General features: G+C 43.0%; 22 protein-coding genes and 1 CRISPR repeat array. Of the genes, 16 read left to right on the forward strand and 6 right to left on the reverse strand.

The annotated features are described in order from the left end of the window. Window position 1 precedes the first annotated feature (1 nt). Window positions 2-1534, reverse strand: coding sequence for a SagB/ThcOx family dehydrogenase (locus IM676_RS05805; protein WP_200990094.1), 1533 nt, complete (start codon window positions 1532-1534; stop codon window positions 2-4). A gap of 133 nt (window positions 1535-1667) precedes the next feature. Between IM676_RS05805 and IM676_RS05810 the strand changes: the two genes are divergently transcribed. The 6 genes from IM676_RS05810 to IM676_RS05835 all read left to right on the forward strand — a co-directional run bounded on the left by IM676_RS05810 (window position 1668) and on the right by IM676_RS05835 (window position 6732). Continuing rightward, window positions 1668-2288: an alpha/beta hydrolase gene (locus tag IM676_RS05810; protein ID WP_200989332.1), complete on the forward strand. Its 621-nt coding sequence runs from the start codon at window positions 1668-1670 to the stop codon at window positions 2286-2288. A gap of 179 nt (window positions 2289-2467) precedes the next feature. Continuing rightward, window positions 2468-2680, forward strand: coding sequence for a protein IsiD (gene isiD / locus IM676_RS05815; protein ID WP_200989333.1), 213 nt, complete (start codon window positions 2468-2470; stop codon window positions 2678-2680). A 45-nt stretch (window positions 2681-2725) separates the two neighbouring features. Beyond that, window positions 2726-3979, forward strand: a complete 1254-nt coding sequence (gene coaBC / locus IM676_RS05820) for a bifunctional phosphopantothenoylcysteine decarboxylase/phosphopantothenate--cysteine ligase CoaBC (RefSeq protein WP_200989334.1) — start codon at window positions 2726-2728, stop codon at window positions 3977-3979. A gap of 91 nt (window positions 3980-4070) precedes the next feature. Beyond that, on the forward strand, window positions 4071-5558 hold the full coding sequence (locus tag IM676_RS05825; protein WP_200990095.1) for a site-2 protease family protein: 1488 nt from the start codon (window positions 4071-4073) through the stop codon (window positions 5556-5558). Between the two features lie 229 nt (window positions 5559-5787). Beyond that, window positions 5788-6315 (forward strand): hypothetical protein, encoded by a 528-nt coding sequence (locus tag IM676_RS05830; RefSeq protein ID WP_200989335.1) that lies wholly within the window; start codon window positions 5788-5790, stop codon window positions 6313-6315. A 48-nt stretch (window positions 6316-6363) separates the two neighbouring features. Further along, window positions 6364-6732: a pentapeptide repeat-containing protein gene (locus IM676_RS05835; RefSeq protein WP_200989336.1), complete on the forward strand. Its 369-nt coding sequence runs from the start codon at window positions 6364-6366 to the stop codon at window positions 6730-6732. Between the two features lie 6 nt (window positions 6733-6738). Here IM676_RS05835 and IM676_RS05840 read toward each other — a convergent pair whose 3' ends face one another. Both IM676_RS05840 and IM676_RS05845 read right to left on the reverse strand, forming a co-directional pair. After that, window positions 6739-7548: a DUF1838 domain-containing protein gene (locus tag IM676_RS05840; protein ID WP_200989337.1), complete on the reverse strand. Its 810-nt coding sequence runs from the start codon at window positions 7546-7548 to the stop codon at window positions 6739-6741. Window positions 7549-7563: 15 nt separating this feature from the next. After that, window positions 7564-8748, reverse strand: a complete 1185-nt coding sequence (locus IM676_RS05845) for an AbrB family transcriptional regulator (RefSeq protein WP_200989338.1) — start codon at window positions 8746-8748, stop codon at window positions 7564-7566. Window positions 8749-8940: 192 nt separating this feature from the next. On the opposite strand from IM676_RS05845, the gene bchI reads away from it, so the two are divergent. From bchI to rpmA, 3 genes are all read left to right on the forward strand, one after another. Beyond that, complete coding sequence (gene bchI, locus IM676_RS05850) at window positions 8941-10065, forward strand: magnesium chelatase ATPase subunit I (protein WP_200989339.1); 1125 nt, start codon at window positions 8941-8943, stop codon at window positions 10063-10065. 233 nt (window positions 10066-10298) lie between these two features. Then, entirely contained in the window at window positions 10299-10694 is a 396-nt protein-coding gene (gene rplU / locus IM676_RS05855) for a 50S ribosomal protein L21 (protein ID WP_200989340.1), read from the forward strand. 27 nt (window positions 10695-10721) lie between these two features. Continuing rightward, on the forward strand, window positions 10722-11003 hold the full coding sequence (rpmA, locus tag IM676_RS05860; protein WP_200989341.1) for a 50S ribosomal protein L27: 282 nt from the start codon (window positions 10722-10724) through the stop codon (window positions 11001-11003). A 37-nt stretch (window positions 11004-11040) separates the two neighbouring features. On the opposite strand, the gene IM676_RS05865 is transcribed toward rpmA, so the two are convergent. Then, a complete protein-coding gene (locus IM676_RS05865; RefSeq protein WP_200989342.1) occupies window positions 11041-11493 on the reverse strand; it encodes a hypothetical protein in 453 nt (150 codons plus the stop codon). A 206-nt stretch (window positions 11494-11699) separates the two neighbouring features. Between IM676_RS05865 and cruF the strand changes: the two genes are divergently transcribed. Together cruF and cruG are read left to right on the forward strand one after the other, a co-directional pair. After that, window positions 11700-12608: a gamma-carotene 1'-hydroxylase CruF gene (gene cruF / locus IM676_RS05870; protein WP_200989343.1), complete on the forward strand. Its 909-nt coding sequence runs from the start codon at window positions 11700-11702 to the stop codon at window positions 12606-12608. A gap of 100 nt (window positions 12609-12708) precedes the next feature. Then, the gene (gene cruG / locus IM676_RS05875; RefSeq protein ID WP_200990096.1) at window positions 12709-13875 is read left to right on the forward strand and encodes a 2'-O-glycosyltransferase CruG; all 1167 of its coding nucleotides are present in this window, start codon (window positions 12709-12711) and stop codon (window positions 13873-13875) included. 8 nt (window positions 13876-13883) lie between these two features. On the opposite strand, the gene rnhA is transcribed toward cruG, so the two are convergent. After that, a complete protein-coding gene (rnhA, locus tag IM676_RS05880) occupies window positions 13884-14795 on the reverse strand; it encodes a ribonuclease HI (protein ID WP_200990097.1) in 912 nt (303 codons plus the stop codon). Between the two features lie 414 nt (window positions 14796-15209). Here rnhA and IM676_RS05885 point away from each other — a divergent pair, with 414 nt between their 5' ends. The 5 genes from IM676_RS05885 to purU all read left to right on the forward strand — a co-directional run bounded on the left by IM676_RS05885 (window position 15210) and on the right by purU (window position 20154). Beyond that, window positions 15210-16178 (forward strand): ABC transporter ATP-binding protein, encoded by a 969-nt coding sequence (locus IM676_RS05885; protein ID WP_200990098.1) that lies wholly within the window; start codon window positions 15210-15212, stop codon window positions 16176-16178. Between the two features lie 15 nt (window positions 16179-16193). Beyond that, window positions 16194-17006 carry an ABC transporter permease gene (locus IM676_RS05890; protein ID WP_200989344.1) on the forward strand — a complete coding sequence of 271 codons (813 nt, stop codon included), beginning with the start codon at window positions 16194-16196 and terminating at the stop codon, window positions 17004-17006. 25 nt (window positions 17007-17031) lie between these two features. Next, window positions 17032-18603 (forward strand): GldG family protein, encoded by a 1572-nt coding sequence (locus IM676_RS05895; RefSeq protein WP_200989345.1) that lies wholly within the window; start codon window positions 17032-17034, stop codon window positions 18601-18603. Between the two features lie 37 nt (window positions 18604-18640). Then, window positions 18641-19237: a DUF4340 domain-containing protein gene (locus tag IM676_RS05900; protein WP_200989346.1), complete on the forward strand. Its 597-nt coding sequence runs from the start codon at window positions 18641-18643 to the stop codon at window positions 19235-19237. 62 nt (window positions 19238-19299) lie between these two features. Then, a complete protein-coding gene (gene purU, locus IM676_RS05905) occupies window positions 19300-20154 on the forward strand; it encodes a formyltetrahydrofolate deformylase (protein WP_200989347.1) in 855 nt (284 codons plus the stop codon). A 232-nt stretch (window positions 20155-20386) separates the two neighbouring features. On the opposite strand, the gene IM676_RS05910 is transcribed toward purU, so the two are convergent. Further along, a complete protein-coding gene (locus IM676_RS05910) occupies window positions 20387-21007 on the reverse strand; it encodes a Uma2 family endonuclease (protein WP_200989348.1) in 621 nt (206 codons plus the stop codon). A 239-nt stretch (window positions 21008-21246) separates the two neighbouring features. Beyond that, window positions 21247-23953: direct repeats of the CRISPR family, unit length 37 nt; unit sequence GTTTCAATCCCGCGAACGGGATTCATTAATTTGAAAG. Window positions 23954-23961 lie beyond the last annotated feature (8 nt).

Consider the following 23961-nt stretch of genomic DNA (forward strand, 5'->3'; position numbering starts at 1 on the left):
TTTACCTAGGTCTTCCCAGTGTGGTGACATATATCACGGCTTCGTCAGAGGGAATGCCTAAAATCTCATTCACTTGGTCGTCAAAGAAGCCACCAATACCACTGACGCCTACGCCCAAATGGGTGGCGGCTAAATTTAGCCTTTGTCCTAAATGTCCAGCATCCATGTGTAAATAACGGTAAACGCGATCACCATATTGAGCGATGGCGGATTGAAGATCAGCGGTATGGAATAGGACTACCGCAGCATCCCGGCCTAAATCTTGTCCCAAGCAGAGAAAGTGTAACTCTCGGCGGAAGTTTTTGAAGCGAATTTGTCGCAATTCTTGGGCTTTGGGGGCGTAATAGTAACAGCCAGACTCTAAACCATTCACCCCACTAACGGCAATAAATGTTTCAATTAGGTTGGTGTCAAAGTAATCGGGAGAACTATCTAAACCTTGGTCGAGGTAATTTTGGGGTTGATAGGTGAAGTCAAGTAAACTTTTAAGTTCATCCAAGGTTAAATCATCACCACTGTAGGCGCGGGTAGAACGTCGCTTGTACATGGTTGTTTCTAAACCTGACAGTTTTGCTCCCCAGTTAATGGGAGTGGTAGCGGTGGGAACTTTCAGACAGAAAGGAAAATTGTATTTATCTTCTAAAAGATTCTCTGGCTTAGGAGTAGGTAAATAAGTCTGATGAGTTGCATCTGCTGTAATTCGGGTGCGGGAGTGAAAGTATTTGAGTAATTCACCATCGGGGATGGGGGGATAATTAGTTTCACTAATGGAGGGTAAAGCTGTACATCCTGGTGGTAAATTTTGTTCGATATCTAATAAATCTGCCAAGGAGAGAATAGCTAAGGCTCCCTCTTGTTCCGAGTCAATATACAGTAGGTCATTCACAGCTTCATCTACAAAACCACCAATTAAGTGGGGCCGATAGTCATTCATGGCTGCTGCTAGCTCAATATTGCCCAGCAAGTGCCCTGTATCTAAAAAAATGCGGCGGTAGGCTCTATCCTCATATCGCCAGGCTGAACGATAAAAAACCCCGGTAATGATCATTGCTAATTGGGTATTTTGCATGGCTGGATGGTCAAAACAAGCTGACTGCAAAGCTGGCCAGACATCACTTTCCCAATAATGCATCAGAGAATGATCCCGACATTGGTAGTTATATAATCCGGGTGGTAATAACCGGGTACCACGGGAAACTAGATACACTTCTGCGGGATATAACCCCCCCGCACTGGGTGCGGCTCGTAGGTATACTGCACTCCCCATGGAAGGCATTCTGGCTGTGAGTCCATAACTGCGAAACAATAACCGGGAAATTCTGCGCCACCATTGAGCATCGGGGTTATGGAGTAATGTCTGTGCTGTTTCTTGAATATAGGGCTTGAGGTCAAAATTTGTACCAATTTTGTAATCTTTAAAGGGTACTGGTTGTTTAGCCCAGTCTAAACCCTGAGATTTAGAGGCCAAAGTCTGAGGATCGTATTTAGTCCGTTCGTGGTAGTGTTGGGCAATGGATTCACCTAGTTCTGGCATATTAATTTCAATACTTTTGGCTGGTTTATTTTGATCTTGGCATTCATCAGCCCCATTGTTTCGTGTTAATTCGTACAAAGTTTCAAGTTTCCCTGGTCCGGTTATCTGTCTAGCGCTTATATCCACAAAAGTAATGTCTCTAGAGTTTATTTCTCTTCCCCTGGTTGCACCTGCAGCACCCGCCGGTCTGATTGTCTGTTTACACGGTTGGGGTGCTAATGCTAAGGATCTAGCATCTTTAGCACCGTTTTTTAAGTTAGCTAATTACCAGTTTCTGTTTCCTAATGCACCGTTTCCTTTTGCCAATTCTTCTACTGGTAGGGCTTGGTATGACCTCAGAATGGAAAATATGTATGCAGGTTTGCCCGAAAGTCGGGAATTGTTAATGGGTTGGTTGCAATCTTTGGAGAGTACTACTGGTGTACCTTTGTCCCAGACTATTTTGTGTGGTTTTTCTCAGGGTGGGGCTATGACTTTGGATGTGGGGTTAAAATTGCCTTTAGGGGGTTTAGTGGTGATGAGTGGATATTTACATCCAGATTTAGCAACCACGGTTCAAGGTAATTTGACCCCATGTTTAATTATGCATGGTAGGTATGATCAAGTTGTGCCACTGGCGGCTGCTGTGAAAGCACGGGAGTTTATGGAGTGTCTGGGGGGGGCGGTGCAGTACCATGAGTTTGATGTGGGCCATGAAATTCAACCCCATATGTTAGATGTGTTACGCAATTTCGTGGTTAATGTGATTGGGTAGTCTGGTGTACAATTTTTTTCCGCATTATGGCCAAAAAGTTGGAATTTTTTCGGAAATATAGCTTCTCTAATGAGTAAGATAGATTAGGTGGCAGCGTTAGAGCTACAACCCAAGTCATGCTGGGTCTCCACGTTACGGAGGTTCTGGTAAGAATTCTGCATAAGGGAGGGGCAAGCATTGTGAAAACTTTAAGCATTTCTCAGAAAAACATTTCTGTGATGACTACGGCAGATGTAGAACAGTTGGCTAATCGTTTGGAAGCAGATAATTACAGCAATGCTTTTGAGGGTTTAAATGATTGGCATCTATTGCGTGCGATCGCCTTTCAGCGTCCTGAGTTGGTTGAACCCTATATCTATCTCTTGGATTTAGAAGGCTACGACGAAGCATAATAATTTGATAATTAGGAGTTATCACATAACTCCTAATTTCTGATTATGTTCAATCTCCAAGGGCAAACCCCAAACCGAAAAAAAAGGGTGCTGATTGCTGTATGTGGTGGGATCGCCGCCTACAAGGTCTGTGAATTAGTTTCTAGGTTGTTTAAAACTGGGGTAGAAGTTAGGGTCATTCTTACCCAAGCTGCACAACAATTTATCACCCCTTTGACTTTAGCTACTCTCTCTCGCCATTGTGCATACACAGATGATGATTTTTGGCAAGCAAGTCACCTGCGACCCTTACATATTGAGTTGGGAGAATGGGCGGATTTATTGGTAATTGCCCCTTTGACGGCTCATACTTTGGCTAAGTTGGCTTGTGGTCTGGCTGACAATTTACTCACAAATACTGTCCTCGCTTCTAGTTGTCCGGTGTTGTTAGCACCCGCTATGAATACTGATATGTGGGCACAGGTGGCGGTGAGGCGCAATTGGCAACAGTTATTGACAGATAGTAGATATCATGGTATGTGTGTAGGGTCGGGGCTGTTGGCTTGCGATCGCATTGGTGCGGGGAGAATGGCAGAACCCGGGGAAATTTTAACTTATATCCAATCTCTGTTACATACTGGTGGTAAGCGAGATTTAGCTGGTGAGAATGTCTTAATTAGTGCCGGGGGAACTAGGGAATATATTGACCCGGTGCGGTTTATTGGTAATCCCTCTACAGGTAAAATGGGGCTGGCTTTAGCACAAGCAGCCATGCACCGAGGAGCAAAGGTCACGTTGGTACATAGTCCAGCTAGTTGGGAAGTACCCTTGGGGGTGAAAGGTATACCTGTAGTCAGTGCAGAGTCTATGGACGGGGCGATGAAATCTCACCTACAGGACGCTACAATAATTATTATGTCGGCGGCGGTAGCAGATGTCAAGCCTAAAGATTATAGTACACAGAAGTTACCTAAGCGATCGCTCCCCAGTTGTTTACCCTTGGAACCAGTACCAGATATAATTGCCGAGTTAGCACAACTTAAACAACCATCACAGGTATTAGTCGGGTTTGCAGCACAGACGGGGGATATAATCACCCCAGCGCGGGCTAAGTTGGAGTCTAAAAATTTAGATGTCATTGTTGCTAATCCTATTGATCAACCTGAGAGCGGTTTTGGTAGTGACAATAATCAGGCGGTTTTTTTAGATAAACAAGGAAATCAAACAGAAGTGCTACTGGGGTCTAAGTTACAGGTGGCTCATTGTTTGTTTGATTTTTTGGGGTTATTTCACTCAGAACCCTCCAGGGGTGGAGAGTGATGATTTTTTAGGGGGATTGAGCATTTTCCTTATAATGTCTGTAACGGCTGACTAGTTCAGGCTAATTTTTTTGACAGTGAAGGGTTTGCAAATGTTTACTGTGTCAGAGATTCCCATTGTGGGAATAATTTTATTAGTTGCTTTGGGTATTTTAGGTTGGGGGTTTTATCGCGCTAGACCCTTTGGGAAACTGGGAATCTTAGCCTGGTTACAGTCAGTGGTGTTGATGGTTCCTTGGTTACTGTTTTTTGGTTTGTTTGCCGCTGGCATTGACATTAATATAGCTGGTATATTGATTTTGGTGGTAACTTCTGCTGGGTTCTATGTCTTTTTAGGTAGACAGTTACGCGCAGCTGGACAAGATGCAATTATTAAACAACGCGCCACCGAAAGGTTAGCTGCGGATTCTTCACCTACAGCGGAAAATACTCCCCAAGTGGTATTAGCAGAACTGAAAGTTGAAGCTGTACCAATTCCAGAGGAAGATTTAAGCGCTATTCGCTCTATTTTTGGTATTGATACGTTTTTTACCACGGAAACTATCTCTTATCAAGAGGGGGCGATTTTTAAAGGTAATATGCGTGGCGAACCGGAAGCAGTTCACAAAAACCTAACTGCGAGTTTACAAGCCAAATTGGGGGATAAATATCGGCTGTTTTTGGTGGATGGTACGGAGGGTAAACCGGTGGTAATTATTTTACCTAGCCGTAATGATCCCCGTCCGATGTCATTACAGCAGAAGTTCTTTGCAGTGATTCTGTTGGTCGCCACTATCGCTACCAGCTTGGAAGCAGCGGGATTGTTGCTGAATTTTGACTTTTTTACCAATCCCGGACGCTTTGCTGAGGCTTTACCCATTGCTACGGGGATATTTGCAATTTTAGCAACTCATGAAATCGGTCATTGGTTAGTAGCTCGTCGTCATCAAGTCCGCTTGAGCTGGCCTTTCTTTTTACCAGCTGTGCAAATAGGTTCTTTTGGTGCAATTACTCGCTTTGAGTCTCTGTTACCTAATCGTAAGGTGCTATTTGATATTGCTTTGGCAGGGCCGGCTGCTGGTGGTATTCTCTCTTTATTAATGTTGGTGAGTGGTTTGCTACTTTCCCACCCTGGTAGTTTATTTCAATTACCTAATCAGTTTTTCCAAGGTTCTATTTTGGTAGGTAGTTTGGCGCGGGTGGTTCTGGGTTCGGCTTTACAATCATCTACGGTTAGCGTCCATCCCCTGGTAGTGATTGGTTGGCTAGGATTGGTAGTTACGGCTTTGAATTTAATGCCAGCTGGACAATTGGACGGTGGTCGGATTGTCCAAGCAATTTATGGCCGCAAAACCGCAGGACGCGCAACTACAGCAACTTTAATTCTACTGGGTCTGATTTCTTTAGGCAATCCCCTGGCTATTTACTGGGCAGTGGTGATTTTCTTGTTACAAAGGGATTTGGAACGTCCGACTTTAAATGAAATCACGGAACCAGATGATGCTAGAGCCGCTTTAGGTTTATTAGCACTGTTTTTAATGATTACTACTCTGTTACCTTTAACTCCCGGTGTGGCGGGAAGATTAGGGATTGGCGGTTGATCAAGGGGAGGGGACTTGATTTTATTGTTTCGGTGTTCCCTGTTCCCTTTAGTGTATCAAATGAGGAAACATGGGGATAAATCCCCTTGAGTCGCGTTTCATCCCCTCGCTAAAGCGTAGGGGTTCTCACGCTCCCACTATGTTTTGATAGCATAAACAAATAATCGCGACCCCGGAAAGCAAGTAGAATAGATGAATATATAGCAGTAACCGACCAAAAAGATTTGCTGTGGTAAAGAGAAATTGGGCCGCGAGGATTGTAGTAACTTCTTCCGTATTGATATGTGGGTTCATAGTTTCTGTAGCCTTGCCTTCTTTAGCAGATAATGGTATTGAGTCCTATCACTCCAGCAACACTCAACTGATTACCCCCAGTAAAGCAGAGTTTGGAGTACTCAGAGTTGACCCCCAAGGTCAAAGTACCTTTACCCCAACAACCAGAGTATTACTATACCAAGGTGGTAAATACGGATGGAGGATTCAACTAAAGAATTACCGGGGTCAAGTCACATGGAGGGAAGTACTAAGATTGCCAAAACCTCCGGAAACTTGGTCTGCAGAGGATGGAGAAAATTTATCCTTATCAGCTGATAGTATGCAAGCTGTAACAACGCGGACAGTGTATACTAATGATGGTACTATTGAAAACTTTTGGACAATGGTTCCTGGAGATCCTGGTGGTCAGCATCAAATACAGGTTTACATTGATAACCGCCTGATTGGTGCCTTTGATTTTGAAGTAATTTCCCTGCGTTAAAAATTATTGCAGATTATCCTAGAAATAGAGATTTCACACCAGAAACTCATGGATGCTAACGAACTAATCCGACTTTATAACGCAGGTCAGAGGTATTTTCCCGCCGCCGAGCTAAATAGAGTCAAACTTATAGGCGCTTACCTACCGGGAATTAACTTGTGGGGAGCGGATCTCAGTCAAGCCAACCTAGCCCAAGCCAAACTGTGGGGAGCAGACCTGAGTCAAGCCAACCTAGCGCGAGCCAACTTAACCAGGGCTAACTTATCTGGGGTGAAACTGACCCAGGCGAATCTCCGGGGAGCGAAATTGAATTTAGCCAAGTTGTATGGAGCTGATTTAACAGGGGCTTGCTATGATGACAGCACCAGGTTTTCTCGAGGCTTTGACCCCCACAGTCACAATATGCAGAAATTTTAACGAGCATCACTCCTCGGCTTCCGCTAAGGGGAAAATTGCACCAGCCAGGTAAGCCTGAAAGTGTTTTTGGAAGTACAGCCACGAGGTCATATCCTCAGCATCTAAAACAGCCTTTGGGGCTTCCTTGTACAGAGGGAGACGAGTATTAATTTCATCCTGAATCAACTCAGGTAACTCTGTAAAATCATTTACTTTACTCCCGGAAGCACTGTAAATGAGATAACCAGGGCGATCGCCCATTTTCATCCAGGGTAACCATGGACCGATCCTATCCCAACTAAGTCGCAGATGGGATACTGAGGCTAGTTGAGAGTTAAGTAAATCTACTGTGGGTACAGCCAATTTAAATAGTTCCGAAGCCTGATAAACTGGATATGGGCTATATTCGGCAAACTTAGGATCTGCGGCCAGTGGATTAGGATAGGTGGGAAAAATATCAAAAACAAAAGTTGTAGTATCTCCCTCTACTTGTGCCGGAAATTTACCTTGAAATTTTCCCTGCACCGGATTATTTGCTACATGCATAACAGGTACTGTTTCACCTGTCCAGGGATTTTCCCAGTGGCGGATAATCTCCCCGGTTTGGGGACTTAAATAGTAAGTAAGTTCCCTAGAAGTAAAATCCCAGCTATCTTGTGCTGTGGGAATGCACCTACTAACACTGACTCCCGATATTTGAAACAGCAGTTTTCTGTTCTCACCAGGGATAAAACTGTAAATTTTACCTGTCCAGGTGAGAAATGTAGATTTTCTGGGTTCAAGGGAAGAACGAGTTTTGACCCATTGGTGAGCATCTAATTCTTGCTGATTATTCATGGAAACATTGGGGAATTAAACTGACTGAGAAACTTGGCTATCAAGACGGCGAAACAAAAAGATCCACAGGGGTAGGGAACTATTAATAGCAATCAGTCGGATTAAATGACCAGTGGTGACAATTTCGACATCATGATTTAATGTCAGGGATACCAGAATCATTTCCGGCGCTCCTCCTGGTGCAGTAACCAGTAGACAAGTTAACCAGTCCCAAGAAGTTAACTGCATAGCTAGCAGAGCAGCGATCGCACCAGCAGCTAGAGTCATAGCCACAGACATAAAACCGTAACTAATGGCTCTTGTGCCAATATTAGGTTTCTTTCCCCAATATTCACCAATGGTAATTCCCAGAAGCATTTGGCCTAATAACTTCATCAACCCAGGGGGATTAAAAGTCACATCACCCCAAACAGGTATCCAGTGGAGCAAAGAATTAAACCCCAGACCAACTAATAATGCACCAAAAAACTCCGCAGCTGGGAGTTTACATAAACCAGCCAGATACACCACTAAAGTGGTAATTAGCAGCGCCAAGCACAGTAAGCCCAATTGAGATAAATCAAAATTAAGTAGTCCATTCACAGGTAAATTTTGCCACTTAATCACATCAGCAACAGACGACCTTACAATGAATGGAATCAGTAATACAACTGATGTAACCCGAATAGCCTGAACTAAAGCTACAAGGGTGACATTGCGATTATAATCCGCAGCAATAGATGACATAACTCCTACACCACCGGGAACCGTCGCCAACATAGAGGTTAATAAATTGGTTCGACTCAAGCGTGAGTAGATGTAGCCAATGCAGATACCACAAACTATTAAGAATAAAGTCAGAAAAAGAAATACAGGAATCCCAGAAGCCAAGGTAGTTAAATCGCTACCACTACTTGATGCACCCACAGTCAAGCCCACAAGGGCCATTCCCACCTTGCGGGCCCGGCGATTAGGCGGGGGATTATATTGATATAAAATCCGACATATTTGTAAAAGTATGGCACCAGAGGCCAGACCGCCAAATAGCCAAGCAATTCCGCCCACGTGTAATGTGACTAAGATTAAACCCAGAGGTATTGCTAGTAACAGTTCTAGACCGAGGATAATCAATGATCTCCCAGATAACTGTACGGTGGAAAAACTGGGATGTTGATGAGTGGAGAACTCTGGGGTACAAGTTAAACTCAGTTTTTGATCCATGGGGGATATTTCAATTAAATTAAGGATGTACTTAAATTAACGGGATCGACTGTGAACTCACATCTGATTCCATGCAATGTCACCACATCAGAGGCTAATTTCAAATTACCCAGCTGCTGTAGTCGCTTATTCACCTCCTAACTGTGGCACAATAGAGAACGGTAATAAGCAAAATATTGTTAAGGTAATTTAGTGACTCCAACTGCTCAATCCACGGCAAGTGCGCGTCGCGTGGTATTCCCATTTACAGCAATTGTAGGCCAGGAAGAAATGAAATTGGCCCTGTTGTTAAACGTGATTGATCCCAAAATCGGTGGTGTAATGATTATGGGCGATCGCGGCACCGGTAAATCCACGACTATCCGGGCTTTGGCCGATTTATTGCCGGAAATTCCAGTGGTGGCCAATGACCCCTTCAATAGTGACCCCAACGACCCCGACGTGATGAGCGATGAAGTTCGCCAAATGGTGGAACAGGGGGCGGAAATACCCATAGCTCATAAAAAAGTCCAAATGGTAGACCTGCCATTGGGAGCTACAGAAGACCGAGTTTGTGGTACCATCGATATTGAGAAAGCTTTATCTGAAGGTGTGAAAGCCTTTGAACCGGGACTGCTAGCCAAGGCTAACCGGGGTATTCTCTATGTAGATGAAGTCAATTTGCTTGACGACCACCTAGTAGACGTCCTACTTGACTCCGCCGCTAGTGGGTGGAATACTGTAGAACGGGAAGGTATTTCTATTCGCCACCCAGCCCGGTTTGTGCTGGTAGGTTCTGGTAACCCCGAGGAAGGCGAATTACGCCCCCAACTGTTAGACCGCTTTGGGATGCACGCAGAAATTCACACCGTCAAAGAACCTGCTTTACGGGTGCAGATTGTGGAACAAAGGGCGGAATTTGACCAAAATCCGGCTGAATTTCTACAAAAATATCAACCTGAACAGGAAGCATTACAAGAAAAAATTGTCAGTGCTCAGAATTTGTTACCCCAAGTTACCCTTGACTATGAGCAGCGGGTGAAAATTTCGGAAATTTGTTCAGAACTGGATGTGGATGGTTTGCGTGGTGATATCGTTAGTAACCGCGCCGCCAAAGCATTAACCGCTTTTGAAGGTCGCACCGAAGTCACCCTTGATGATATCAAACGTGTCATTACTTTATGTCTGCGTCATAGACTCCGCAAAGACCCCTTAGAGTCCATTGATTCTGGCTACAAAGTAGAAAAAGCTTTTGGGCGGGTTTTTGGTGTGGAATTACCCGCAGACGACCCAGCACAAAAAAATGGTGTTGGTCAAAAGTTAGGGGCGAGAAATTAACCAGTTACCGTGTTGAGTTTTGAATCAGTAATTCAACACTCAACACTTTTGAGTAATATATATAACTCAAATAAAACCATCACTACAGTTGACATAAACGCCTTAATGTAAGTATAGTTATAGATTGTCTGTCTTATTCCTGCTCGGATCAGGTAGACATACACAAAAGCTAGCAACAGCGAGCGATCGCCTTTAAAGCCAGCTACCTGTACGGCAACTTCAAGGACAATTTCATGACCTACGCAATTATTGAAACTGGCGGCAAGCAACTGAAAGTTGAGCCAGGTCGCTTTTACGATATTGAACTTCTCCATATCGAAGCCGACGAAAAAGTTACAATAGATTCAGTATTACTAGTGCAGCATGACGGCGAAGTCACCATAGGACAGCCGTTAGTAACAGGGGCGACTGTAGAGGGAACAGTTGTGCGGAATCTGAGAGGCCGCAAAGTCATAGTATATAAAATGAAGCCGAAAAAGAAAACCCGTAAAAAACGGGGACATCGGCAAGAAATTACTAGACTGATGATTGACTCCATCACCCTGAATGGAGCAGTATTTACCGCTCCAGAAGAGGTATCAGCCGATCCCACTACCGAAAATTCCCCTGTAGAAGCTGTAGCTGAATAATAATATAGAGAAAACCAAGAGGTAATTATGGCTCATAAGAAAGGAACAGGTAGTACTCGTAACGGACGCGACTCTAATGCTCAACGCTTGGGAGTCAAGCGCTACGGTGGTCAAACCGTACTAGCGGGAAACATTCTCGTACGTCAACGGGGAACCAAATTTCACCCTGGTAACAATGTTGGTATTGGTAGCGATGACACCTTGTTTGCCTTGATTGATGGTTTAGTAGCCTTTGAAAGAAAAGGTAAAAACCGCAAAAAAGTTAGTGTTTATCCAGTTGCAACCCCAGCAGAGACAGCTACCGTTTAGATGTGCGTGGGTGGGTAATCCCCACCCTCTCCAACCACTACATATAACCTGAAGATAGTAAGTGTAGTAAGTGACCGCAACCTAACCCCCCTAATGAAAAGAGCAAGATAATTAAAAAAGCTTGTAATTGTGTGAGACCAGCGGTTTGACAGTCGATTCTCCCTAAGATACCAGCACAAATAATCAGCAACATATCCAGAAATATACCGAACCAAGCCAGCATCAGAAAAAATAATAAGGCAGCAAGAATGCCAACAGTAAAAGACCTAAGATTTGAGCTAACTAATAGACTAGAATACTTTGAGATGGACGACACAGGAACAGTTAAGCTCGCCACCAAAATTAAAATAGCTACTATAACTAATATCCACAGGTAAAAATGGGCTTGAGTCTGGGATAATACACGCCCTAGTCGAGTGTAACTCAGTGAGACGAGTATTAAAGACATCCAAGGCAGTGTTTTAAAACTAAGATTAGTTGGTCTAGGCATTCTAGGGTCATACCGATACTGCTAACACCCCATATACATTTTGTCTAGAGCTAACAGTATAAGTTTAATAGGTTATCATGCACTTACTCAGAAAAATTAACAACTTCCAGGGGAATAATGGTACAAACTAGTTAAATATTTGCGTAAATATTTGTAAACTATTAACAGCCCAGCAGCCACACGTCACATCTTGTTAAGGACTGATCATGAAACAACTTGTAATCGCGGAGCGCGTAGGCCTAATTGGCCATATCGTGTCAATGGTCTTTGGATTGGTAGGCATACTAATAGTAGTACCGAATGCCGAAGTAATTTTCCATTTCTCTGAAATTGGACAAACTGCCATGCAGTGGAGTATGGCTGGGGGTGGTGTGGTCTATATGATCTTGGGAACCGCGGCTGTATTTTTGTACGGTATGCGTACCTTGGGGTTAGGGAGAATTTTGGCATTTATGCTGCCAGCAATATTGATTTCCCTCACCAGTGAACTACTGGGAACCAGTACAGGATTTCCTTTCGGTCACTACAGCTATTTGAGCGGCTTGGGCTATAAAATTTCTGGTTTAGTGCCCTTTACAATTCCCCTATCATGGTTTTATTTGGGATGCGTTTCTTACCTACTAGCCCGTGCTGGTTTAGAAGTGGACACAAAACCCAGCTGGTGGCGACATATTGTTGCTATTGCTTTAGGTTCTTTACTGTTAACTTCCTGGGATTTTGTGCTTGATCCTGCCATGAGCCAAACTTCTCTACCCTTCTGGTATTGGCATCAACCGGGGGCTTTCTTTGGAATGCCTTATCAAAACTTTGCGGGTTGGTGGGGTACTGGTGCAGTATTTATGACCGTCTCCGCCTTACTATGGAAAAACAACCCCATCAAATTTGAGCGATCGCAGCTCAATCTACCCTTAGTAGTATATTTAGCCAACTTTGGCTTTGCTACAGTCATGAGTTTAGCTGCGGGATTCTCCATCCCCGTAGTATTGGGCTGTTTCCTAGGAGTAGCCCCTGCACTAGCACTGTGGTTAAAAGGGTCAGCAGTATCTAACCAAACTGATACCCAATCAACCACCAACCAAATGTCAGTGGCAAATATCAAAGTTGCCTTGAAATAAAATTTAGGGGACAGGAAGACTACCGAAAACAACCAAAAACCCCTGTCTCCTGCCCAATTTTCTTGTGTAATCACCATTTTCATTGCTAGATATTTTTATTGTGGAAAACGCTTTAACAGTAGAAAGCGTCATAACTTTTCTATTGCTACTTATTCAAATACCAGCAACGGCGATTTTACTTTCCCGTCTGTTGAAGGGGCCAAGAAGGTATCCCCCCATATCACCCCAACAGCCAACACCGGAACTCCTGGGTAGTGTGAGCGTTGTAGTTCCCACCCTTAACGAAGCCCTGCGCATTAGTCCCCTGTTGTCTGGCTTAAGCCGCCAAAGTTACGAAGTGCGGGAAATTATTGTCGTAGATAGTAATTCCCAAGATGGAACCCCGGACTTAGTTAAAACTGCACAGCAGCAAGACCCCCGTTTTCGGTTAATCACAGATGACCCCTTACCCCCTAATTGGGTAGGTCGTCCCTGGGCTTTACACAACGGATTTTTGCAAAGTTCCGAAGCAAGTAACTGGTTTCTGGGGATGGATGCTGACACCCAACCACATCCGGGACTAGTTGCTAGTTTAGTCAAAACCGCACAAGCCCAAGGATATGATTTAATTTCCCTCTCACCCCAGTTCATTCTCAAGTATCCCGGTGAATGTTGGCTGCAACCAGCATTATTAATGACTTTGCTTTATCGCTTCGACCCGGCGGGAATTACCACCACCCAGCCGGAAAGGGTTATGGCTAATGGTCAATGCTTTTTGTGTCGCCGTTCTGTTTTGGCTGCCGTCAGTGGTTATACTAGTGCTAGTAGTTCTTTTTGTGATGATGTCACCTTAGCGCGACATATTGCACAGCAAGGGTTTAAAGTCGGCTTTCTGGATGGCTCCCAGGTGCTCAAGGTGCGGATGTATGAGGGCGCAAGGGAAACTTGGAAGGAGTGGGGGCGCAGTCTCGATTTAAAAGACGCATCTCTACCTGGTCAAGTGTGGGGCGATTTATGGTTACTCTTTGCAGTGCAAGGTTTACCTCTATTGCTTGTCCCTACTTGCTTGTTACTTTCCTCCCACCCCCTCTTATTGGGGTTAAATATATTTCTGTTGGTCATCCGTTTTGCTCTGGTTTTTGCGATCGCACCTTCATACGATCGCAAAACTGCTCAAGGTGGTTGGTTATTTTGGCTTTCTCCTTTAGCTGACCCCCTAGCTGTATTGCGAATCTTTCTCTCAGCATTGCGCACCCCCAGGGAATGGCGAGGGAGGCAGTATAATTGATTACTCACTTATATTTCATTTTCCGTTTCTAGGCGATCGCCCCGTTCTAATTCCCAGAGAATTTGATTTCCTTCCCGTCTGACCCGTGACACAATCCAGTTGCGCCAGCGCCACTCGTCTCCTCGACTAGTGACCGCGCTGGCGTGGACATCCATCAAGTCTGCTAGTTCCGAACTAGTGATTAAATAGCCTTTTTCCGCAATCTCATCAGCTATACGCAGCGTCTCCACCAAGTTTCTCAGTTGTTTGACCCTGGTTGTCGATAGCTGTTCCTGATTTGTGCCCGCATCTAGTGCAGTGGATGGTTCCATGGCATTTATATCTGACATCAAAGTACTGTGTTCTTGTGTACTTTTGTGAAGTATTGTAGATTTAGACTCATAACAGGCTACCTCTTCCCCGTCTCCTTCACCTAAAGAATGTAAAGATTTGTAGGAATTAGTAGGAGATAATTCTTGTAGAGATGGAATTTGACCGCTAGCAAATGAGCGAGCAATCACATCACACCGCTCGTTACCTATGTTACCAGAATGTCCGCGCACGTGCTGCCAATTTATTTTCTGAGTATTAAGTTCATCAAGAATTTCTAACAGGTCTTGGTTCTGGACAGGTTTACCATCAGCCTTTTTCCAGCCTTTTTTTTTCCATCCTGGTAACCACTTGGTGACGCAGTTAATCAGATATTCGCTATCGGTGTATAGGGTAATTGGTTCAGCTTGTCCAGATGTATGGAAGAATTTTAAAGCGGAGATCGCCGCTGTCATCTCCATCTTATTATTAGTCGTATAATTGGCAGCATCACCCATTTCATGAACTGCGCCATCAGTGAAATAAGCTACCACACCCCAACCCCCAGGACCAGGGTTACCAGTGCAAGCGCCATCAGTGTATATACTTTTAATTGTGCGTTGGTTGGACATAGTGCAGATTTGAGCAAATATGGAACCTGACCCCACCTCCTCCTGAGAGGATGTTTGATAAGTCATGATTAGTGTATCAACTATTGTTTTACCCCACCCTAACCCTCCCCTTGTAAGGGGAGGGGACTGGATTTTATTGTTTTTTGTGCGGTCGGTGAGCGAAGTCGAACCGTGTTCCTCAATCCTTCCCAATCCTTCCCAATCCTTCGGTGTGTTCCCTGTTCCGGTGTTCCCTGTTCCCTAATATAAAAATTACCTGTTTAATACTTTCCAAACATCCTCTAAGAGTCAAGGAGAGATGAGAAACCTTTTGTTGTATGTTACTTAATTCCCACTCCCAGCACTAGAGATGAGGATCAGCCCTCAAGTGATCTAAGATGATTGGGTATTCTCTATTTTGTTACCAGTCACGCCATGATTGAAGTAGAACATCTGTGTAAAACCTACGGTTCTACCCCAGCTATTCATGATGTCACCTTTAGGGTTGAACCTGGGGAAATTTTAGGATTTTTAGGACCTAATGGTGCGGGTAAAACTACAACCATGCGAATTTTAGCCGGTTATTTACCAGCTACCAAGGGTAAAGCCGCAATTGCTGGCTTTGATGTTCATGAAAATTCCCTCGCAGTTCGCCAACGCATTGGTTATTTACCGGAGACACCACCGTTATATCCAGAAATGACCGTGGAGGGATTCTTACATTTTGTCGCCAGAATTAAAGGTGTTCCCCCGGGCGATCGCACCCAGAAAGTCACAGCAGCGATGAAACGCTGTAACTTAGAAGATAAGCGCCAAGTAATTATCCGCAAACTATCTAAAGGATACCGTCAAAGAGTCGGCATTGCTCAAGCCATCGTCCACGACCCACCAGCAATTATTTTAGATGAACCCACCGTGGGACTTGACCCCCGACAAATTATTGAAGTCCGCAATTTAATTAAAAGTCTCGCTGGTACTCACACTATTATTCTGTCTACCCACATTTTGCCAGAGGTGAGTATGACCTGTACCCGTGTCGCCATTATCAACGGCGGTAAAATTGTCGCTACTAACACACCAGAAAACCTCATGACCCAGTTATCAGGTGGGTCAGGATATGAAATAGAAATTGAGGGAGATAGTAGTTTAGCAACACAAACCTTGCAAAATATACCCGGTGTAAGTTTGGTAGAACCTCTGGGTAATGACTTATCTCATCACAACCGCACCCAGCTGCGGGTAATTTCCCAACCAGGAGTGGAAGCGGGAAAAGATATTGCTGCAACATTAGTCAGTGGAGGTTGGCGATTACATGAAATGCGACGTGTCAGCGCTACCCTAGAAGATGTATTTTTGCAACTGACTACAGCAGAAAAGCATCTAGATTCCGATTCACCAAACTAAGGAGAAACAGCTTCAATGGGTATAGTGCTCAGTAATATTATTGCCATTTATCGCCGAGAGTTCCAGAGTTATTTTATCTCTCCCTTTGCCTATGCGATCGCCAGTGTATTTTGGTTGATAGCCGGGTTATTCTTTGTGACAATTTTAGTAGGTCCAAATGGGATTTTACCAACTGTTGCCCAACTAGACCTCCAAGCACAACAACTAAATATACCAATACCACCCATAGATGTCCCCTATGAATTTATCCGCGCCTTCCTGGATAGATTGGGGTGGATACTGTTATTTATATTACCTATGTTTTCCATGGGATTGTATGGGTCAGAACGAAAGCTGGGTACTTTGGAACTGTTAGCCACCTCACCAGTCACTAACTGGGCGGTAGCAGTAGGTAAATTATTAGGTGTACTCACATTCTTTACCACCCTGATTGTACCCTTATTCATCTTGCAGGCGATCGCCATCAGTGCATCCAATCCCCCCATGTCGCCAACAATTCCCTTACTAGGGAATTTGGGCTTAATCTTGCTAGCTGCGGCAATATTATCACTAGGAATGTTTATTTCCTCCCTCACCGATAGCACAATTTTATCTGCTCTCCTCACCTTCGCCGTAATTTTATTATTATTATTTGTTGATGTCATTGCCAAAGGTATCGGTGGAACCATGGGAGAAATAATAGGTCATTTCTCATTATTAAAACATTACAATACCCTAATTCAAGGTATTTTCGATACCAGCGCCTTGATTTTATTCAGTAGTTATATATTTTTGGGGATCTTTCTCACAGCCCAGTCAATTGATGCACTGCGCTTTCACCGTCGGTAATTATCAAACCAATGAGTAATCACACATGAAAATTATAAAAAAAAATCAACTGGGAAAATACTTATTTTTCCTAGGCTTATTTTTACTCGCTGTTGGCGTAACATCTGCAATAGTAGCGGAAACCTGGGGAATTATCCCCCTGATATTCCTGATTGCAGGAACTATTACCCTTACCTTGTGGATAATATTGCAAACTCACCAAAATCAATGGTGGAATAGTCGTTCCACCCAAGCGGGTACTAATGCTCTGATTGCCATTGTAGCTGTATTCGCAATTGTGGGGTTAGTTAACTTCTTAGGTACTCGTTATTACCTGCGTCAAGACTTAACAGAAACCCAATTATTTAGCCTAGCACCCCAATCTCAACAATTAGTCAGGAGATTAGAAAAACCAGTCAAAGTATGGATATTTGATAATAACAGAAATCCTCTGGACAGGGAACTACTAGAAAACTATCGGCGAGAAAATTCCCAATTTCAATTTGAGTATATAGACCCCCAAGCTCAACCAACCCTAGCAAACAAATTTGGTGTTAAAGACTATGGGGAAGTGTACCTAGAATTTGGAGATAACCGCCAATTAGTGCAAACCTTAACGATCAATGAACGTCTGTCAGAAATTAGACTCACAAATCGTCTGCAACAACTTAATAGCACAACCACCACTCCAGTTTACTTTCTGCAAGGTCATGGCGAACATTCCTTAACATCCGATCAGGGGGGAATTTCACAAGCCATCCAGGCCTTAGGAGATAGGAATTATACTGTATTACCACTGAATTTAGTAGAAAAATCCCAAGTTCCAGAAAATGCAGCGGTTGTCGTCGTAGCAGGTCCCAAACGAGAATTATTTGATAGCGAGGTCAAAGCCTTACAAGATTATCTCAATGGCGGTGGAAATGTCCTATTAATGATTGACCCCAATACTAATACCAATCTCGACAGTTTACTCAAAGAATGGGGTGTTATTTTAGACAATCGTTTAGCCGTGGATGTTTCCGGATCTGCTGTAGGACTTGGCCCAGCTGTTCCCATTGTCACAGATTATGGACAACATCCCATTACACAAGACTTTGGTAATGGTATTTCCTTCTATCAATTAGCAAGACATATAGAAATTAAACCTGTAGATGGAATTGAATCAACCATCTTACTACAAACTAAACCCTATCCTAACAGTTGGGCTGAAAGTGACCTCAACAGCGAAAAATTAGACTTTAACCCCCAAACAGATATCCCCGGACCCCTGACTTTAGGGGTCGCTTTAACTAAAACCATACCAACCACACCCCCGGAAAAGGAAGAAACACCCCCACCAGCACCGACCATGGAATCCCGGTTAGTAATCATTGGAGATTCGGAGTTTGCTACTGATGGCTTATTTCAACAGCAACTGAATGGAGATGTGTTTCTTAACTCCGTCACTTGGTTAAGTCAACAAGACCAACAACCCCTTTCTATTCGCCCCAAAGAACCCACAAACCGCCGGATTAACTTGACCATTCTCCAAGCTAATCTGTTAGCACTCTCATCTTTATTACTATTACCATTATTGGGGTTAGTAACAGCGGTTATTATTTGGTGGAAGCGGAGATAATCAAAAGATATAAAATTAAAGATATGAAATTAAAGATATGAAATTACCACGCACAACTTTAGTTTTAATCTTTCTCGCTCTGGGTTTGGGTGGTTTTGTCTATTTCTACGAAATCCAAGGTACAACCCAGCGAGAACAATTGCAGGCGCAAAACCAGCGAATTTTTTCCTTTACAGAAGATGAGATAGGAGCTTTAACAATTCAGAAACAAGATATTAACCTTAAGTTAGAACGCAACACCCCATCAGCACAACCTAAATGGTTATTAACATCCCCCACCCCAGCACCAGCTAATGATGCGATCGTTGCTTATTTAACTAATTTATTAGTTAATGGTCAAAGCGATCGCACATTAGAAATTACACCTAATCAATTAGATGGATTCGGTTTGACTCAACCCTTAGCCACCATTAATATTAACTTGAAAAACCAGAAAACACACCAACTAATTTTAGGTAACCCTGACTTTAACAGTCGGTTTTTATATGCTCGAACTGACGACAATCAAGAAGAAAATGGTAAGATAAATGTCATACTTGTATCCACAGATTTTCAAAATGCTGTAAATCGGGAACTCTCAGAATGGCAACAACCAAAAGACATAACACCTGAAGATGAACCTATTAAAAATTAAGCGATCGCCACATTAAAACATAAAAAGCAGCCACAGAAAAATTAAACATCAACCCAGCTTACATGACCCAACCCACCGCCACCTTACTCATTTCCTGTCCCGACGAAAGAGGACTAGTTGCCAAATTTGCCAACTTTATCTATGCTAATGGTGGTAATATTATCCATGCAGACCAACATACAGACTTTTCCGCTGGATTATTTCTCACCCGGATAGAATGGCAGTTAGAGGGATTTAATTTACCACGAGAACTGATTGGCCCAGCATTTAATGCGATCGCCCAACCTTTAAATGCAAAATGGCAACTACATTTTTCTGATACCATACCACGTATTGCCATATGGGTGAGCCGGCAAGACCATTGTTTATTTGATTTAATTTGGCGACAAAGAGCCAAGGAGTTCGCCGCAGAGATTCCCTTAATTATTAGTAACCATCCTCACCTCAAAGAAGTAGCAGAGCAATTTGGCATTGATTTTTATCACATTCCTATTACCAAAGATAATAAAGCCGAACAGGAAGCCCAACAACTAGAACTACTACAGAAATACAAGATTGATTTAGTAGTCTTAGCTAAATATATGCAGATTGTTAGTGCAGATTTTGTGGCTCGGTTTCCCCAAATCATCAATATTCATCATTCATTTTTACCGGCTTTTATCGGTGCAAATCCCTATCACCGCGCCTTTGAACGTGGCGTAAAAATTATTGGCGCTACCGCGCACTATGCTACACCTGATTTAGATGCAGGTCCGATTATTGAACAGGATGTGGTGCGAGTTAGTCACCGCAATCAAGTTGAGGATTTAATTAGAAAGGGTAAAGACTTAGAAAGGGTTGTTTTAGCTAGAGCAGTACGGTTACATCTGCAAAATCGGGTATTAGTCTATTCTAATAGAACGGTGGTATTTGAGTGATGATTATTGGTTGAGGGTTGACGGTTATGCTGGGTTTGAGGCGTAAGGACGCAGCTTTTAAGCGATCGCTAAAAATTACATCTGGTTTATCTGTGTGGTGTCAGTCCTTTAAGTCGTCAGGGTTGACGGTGTAGCAGTTGAGTATTTTAAAACCATGCTGCTGTGCTAATTTGCGGGGTACGGCTTGTTCGATGTCATCTTCACAGATAAAGTTAGGCATAGTTTAGGGAAACTAGATAAATACAGCACCCCCAGCCGTAAAGACTTGTTTTGCTGTTAATTGCAAATTAGGAAAAATGGAGGATACCAATTGATCGTTGTTTTGAAACAATCGCTTTTGATACTCATCCTCTACTAATTTACAAATTGTCACAGTAGGCTGCTTGATTTTGCCAATATACTCTCTACCACCTATACCCAAATAATCAACTATCCAATATTCAGGGACACCCAGTAAGGCGTAATCTTCGACTTTACGGGCGTAGTCATTTTGCCAATTGGTACTGACGACTTCAGCTATTAGTTTGATAGATTTACATGATGTAATAACTGGTTCTTGTTGCCACAATGGCTCATTAATTAGTTGTGTTTGGTCTAGAACAATAACATCGGGACGAAATGCTGTATTTGTTCCTAATAGTTTAATTAAGCAGCGATGGGGGATAAAGTATGGTAAGTCCTGATGATCAATTTCTACATTAAGTTTGCGCCCAACTAAGGATGATACCTGCTCATGGGGTCCGGTTGGTTCCATTTCCATTAATTCCCCATCAATTAGTTCATAATTTTCTTGATCGCCGTATTCAGCAATAAATTCATCAACCGTGATTAGCTTTGGGGCTGATTTTACCATGATGATTTTTCCTGATGATTGAATAAGGCAACTATTCTGTAAATAAATTTCTGGAATTGTTTTTTACATATAGCTTACCTCCTAGATAAATTTTAACTTTTTTCGTCTAAGTCTTCTACGGAAAGTTTTCCTGAGATGAGACGAGGGAGGAGGCGATCGCACACCATAGAAAAAATTTCATTAGTCGCCATAAATATTTCAGGATTCAAAGCTAAACAATTTAATGTCAAACATAAGATGTTTCAATCCCGCGAACGGGATTCATTAATTTGAAAGCCTTCTTCTTGCTTGCTTTTTGCTTGCACCCGTGCTAGTTTCAATCCCGCGAACGGGATTCATTAATTTGAAAGCTGCCAGATCCACAACTTTATAGATTTCTTTGGCAGGTTTCAATCCCGCGAACGGGATTCATTAATTTGAAAGCATTTCTGGGTGTAAGTGAAAGAACCGTATATAACTAGTTTCAATCCCGCGAACGGGATTCATTAATTTGAAAGCAAAGAATTTCACTACACAGTCGAATCAAATGGCAGTGTTTCAATCCCGCGAACGGGATTCATTAATTTGAAAGTTAGAGGTGGCGAGAGCGATCGCTATGGCACTAGTTTCAATCCCGCGAACGGGATTCATTAATTTGAAAGAGAAATGGTATTCCCACGATTTTAAGCCTACAAAAATGTTTCAATCCCGCGAACGGGATTCATTAATTTGAAAGTTATCTAGCGTAGGGGTTGCCACGGTTAATTGAACGTTTCAATCCCGCGAACGGGATTCATTAATTTGAAAGTCTTTGCCATTTATCGAATGGGCAGAATCAATGCCTGTAGTTTCAATCCCGCGAACGGGATTCATTAATTTGAAAGAAGTTGGTAGAACGCAACACAGAAGCTAAATTGCGACCAGTTTCAATCCCGCGAACGGGATTCATTAATTTGAAAGAAAGCTAGGCAGTGCTACGTAAAGTATCCTGGTCAAAAATTGTTTCAATCCCGCGAACGGGATTCATTAATTTGAAAGTTCTGGTAGCGGTTGCCTAGTAGCAGCAATCTCAGACATTGTTTCAATCCCGCGAACGGGATTCATTAATTTGAAAGAGCTCTAAATTCAGAACGAGTTAAACCCACCATTGGGTAAAGTTTCAATCCCGCGAACGGGATTCATTAATTTGAAAGGAATCACTTGCATTGTGGGGATTAGCAACTTCTGCCTTGTTTCAATCCCGCGAACGGGATTCATTAATTTGAAAGCATACTCTTTCAGAAACCATAATAGCTCTTTTAAACTGTTTCAATCCCGCGAACGGGATTCATTAATTTGAAAGACAGAGGCAAGCGCCACTTGGTAAGATTTGAGTTAAAGTTTCAATCCCGCGAACGGGATTCATTAATTTGAAAGGGCAAAGGCAAAGGACTGATAACTGGCCGCCAGAATGGTTTCAATCCCGCGAACGGGATTCATTAATTTGAAAGTGTAGGGCAAATTGAAACCCATGCCCATCTGCTAGTTTCAATCCCGCGAACGGGATTCATTAATTTGAAAGCAGGTATGGAATCTAAAGACAGGTAACTCAACAAGTTGTTTCAATCCCGCGAACGGGATTCATTAATTTGAAAGATGACAGCTTCTGCGGACTAAATAAACTAGGGAAAGTGTTTCAATCCCGCGAACGGGATTCATTAATTTGAAAGCTCAAGAATTTTAACCGTGTAACAATCGATTACCCCGTTTCAATCCCGCGAACGGGATTCATTAATTTGAAAGACAAGTACGTCTCTCTGGACTGTATTCTTGAGTCCGTGAGTTTCAATCCCGCGAACGGGATTCATTAATTTGAAAGTAATCATGTGGACTTCCTTCGTTTTGTTTACATCATGTTTCAATCCCGCGAACGGGATTCATTAATTTGAAAGCGAAGCAACCCCAGAAATGTAACTACTACTGTTAGCGTTTCAATCCCGCGAACGGGATTCATTAATTTGAAAGCGATGGGATTCACCTCAAACCCTCTTCTACTGTGACCGTTTCAATCCCGCGAACGGGATTCATTAATTTGAAAGAGGTATTAGCAGACTTAGTAAACCTTGATGGATATTGTTTCAATCCCGCGAACGGGATTCATTAATTTGAAAGTAACCTTTAGACTGTTCCCAGGACACACGATCAAAGAGTTTCAATCCCGCGAACGGGATTCATTAATTTGAAAGTGGCGTTGATATGGGTGATTTTACCCGTCCAGCCCTTGAGTTTCAATCCCGCGAACGGGATTCATTAATTTGAAAGTCAAATCACCATGGATAATCTACAAGAAGCGGGATGTTTCAATCCCGCGAACGGGATTCATTAATTTGAAAGTTGTTTCACCTCATCTGTGCTAGCAGCAAATACAGTTTGTTTCAATCCCGCGAACGGGATTCATTAATTTGAAAGCCATTGATAAAATGTTCTTTTCTACGGCAATGAAAGACGTTTCAATCCCGCGAACGGGATTCATTAATTTGAAAGTTTGCTTGTATTTCCTCCATACCTCACCTCTAGGTTTCAATCCCGCGAACGGGATTCATTAATTTGAAAGTTGACGTAGGTAGGAGCAAGCTTAATCAGATTGCTTGTTTCAATCCCGCGAACGGGATTCATTAATTTGAAAGGAAAGGAAGACTATATTGCTATGTTTTGACGGGGAAGTTTCAATCCCGCGAACGGGATTCATTAATTTGAAAGGATTAAGCCTATATACGAAGGTATTCCATCTTCACCTGGTTTCAATCCCGCGAACGGGATTCATTAATTTGAAAGCCTCCCTGACATCAAGATGGACACCCACCAATATTTGTTTGTTTCAATCCCGCGAACGGGATTCATTAATTTGAAAGCAAATCAACCAAATCAAATTTCAAATCCGTGTTGTCAAAGTTTCAATCCCGCGAACGGGATTCATTAATTTGAAAGTCCGCCAG

Source organism: Anabaenopsis elenkinii CCIBt3563 (assembly GCF_015245355.1).
Lineage (GTDB): Bacteria > Cyanobacteriota > Cyanobacteriia > Cyanobacteriales > Nostocaceae > Anabaenopsis > Anabaenopsis elenkinii.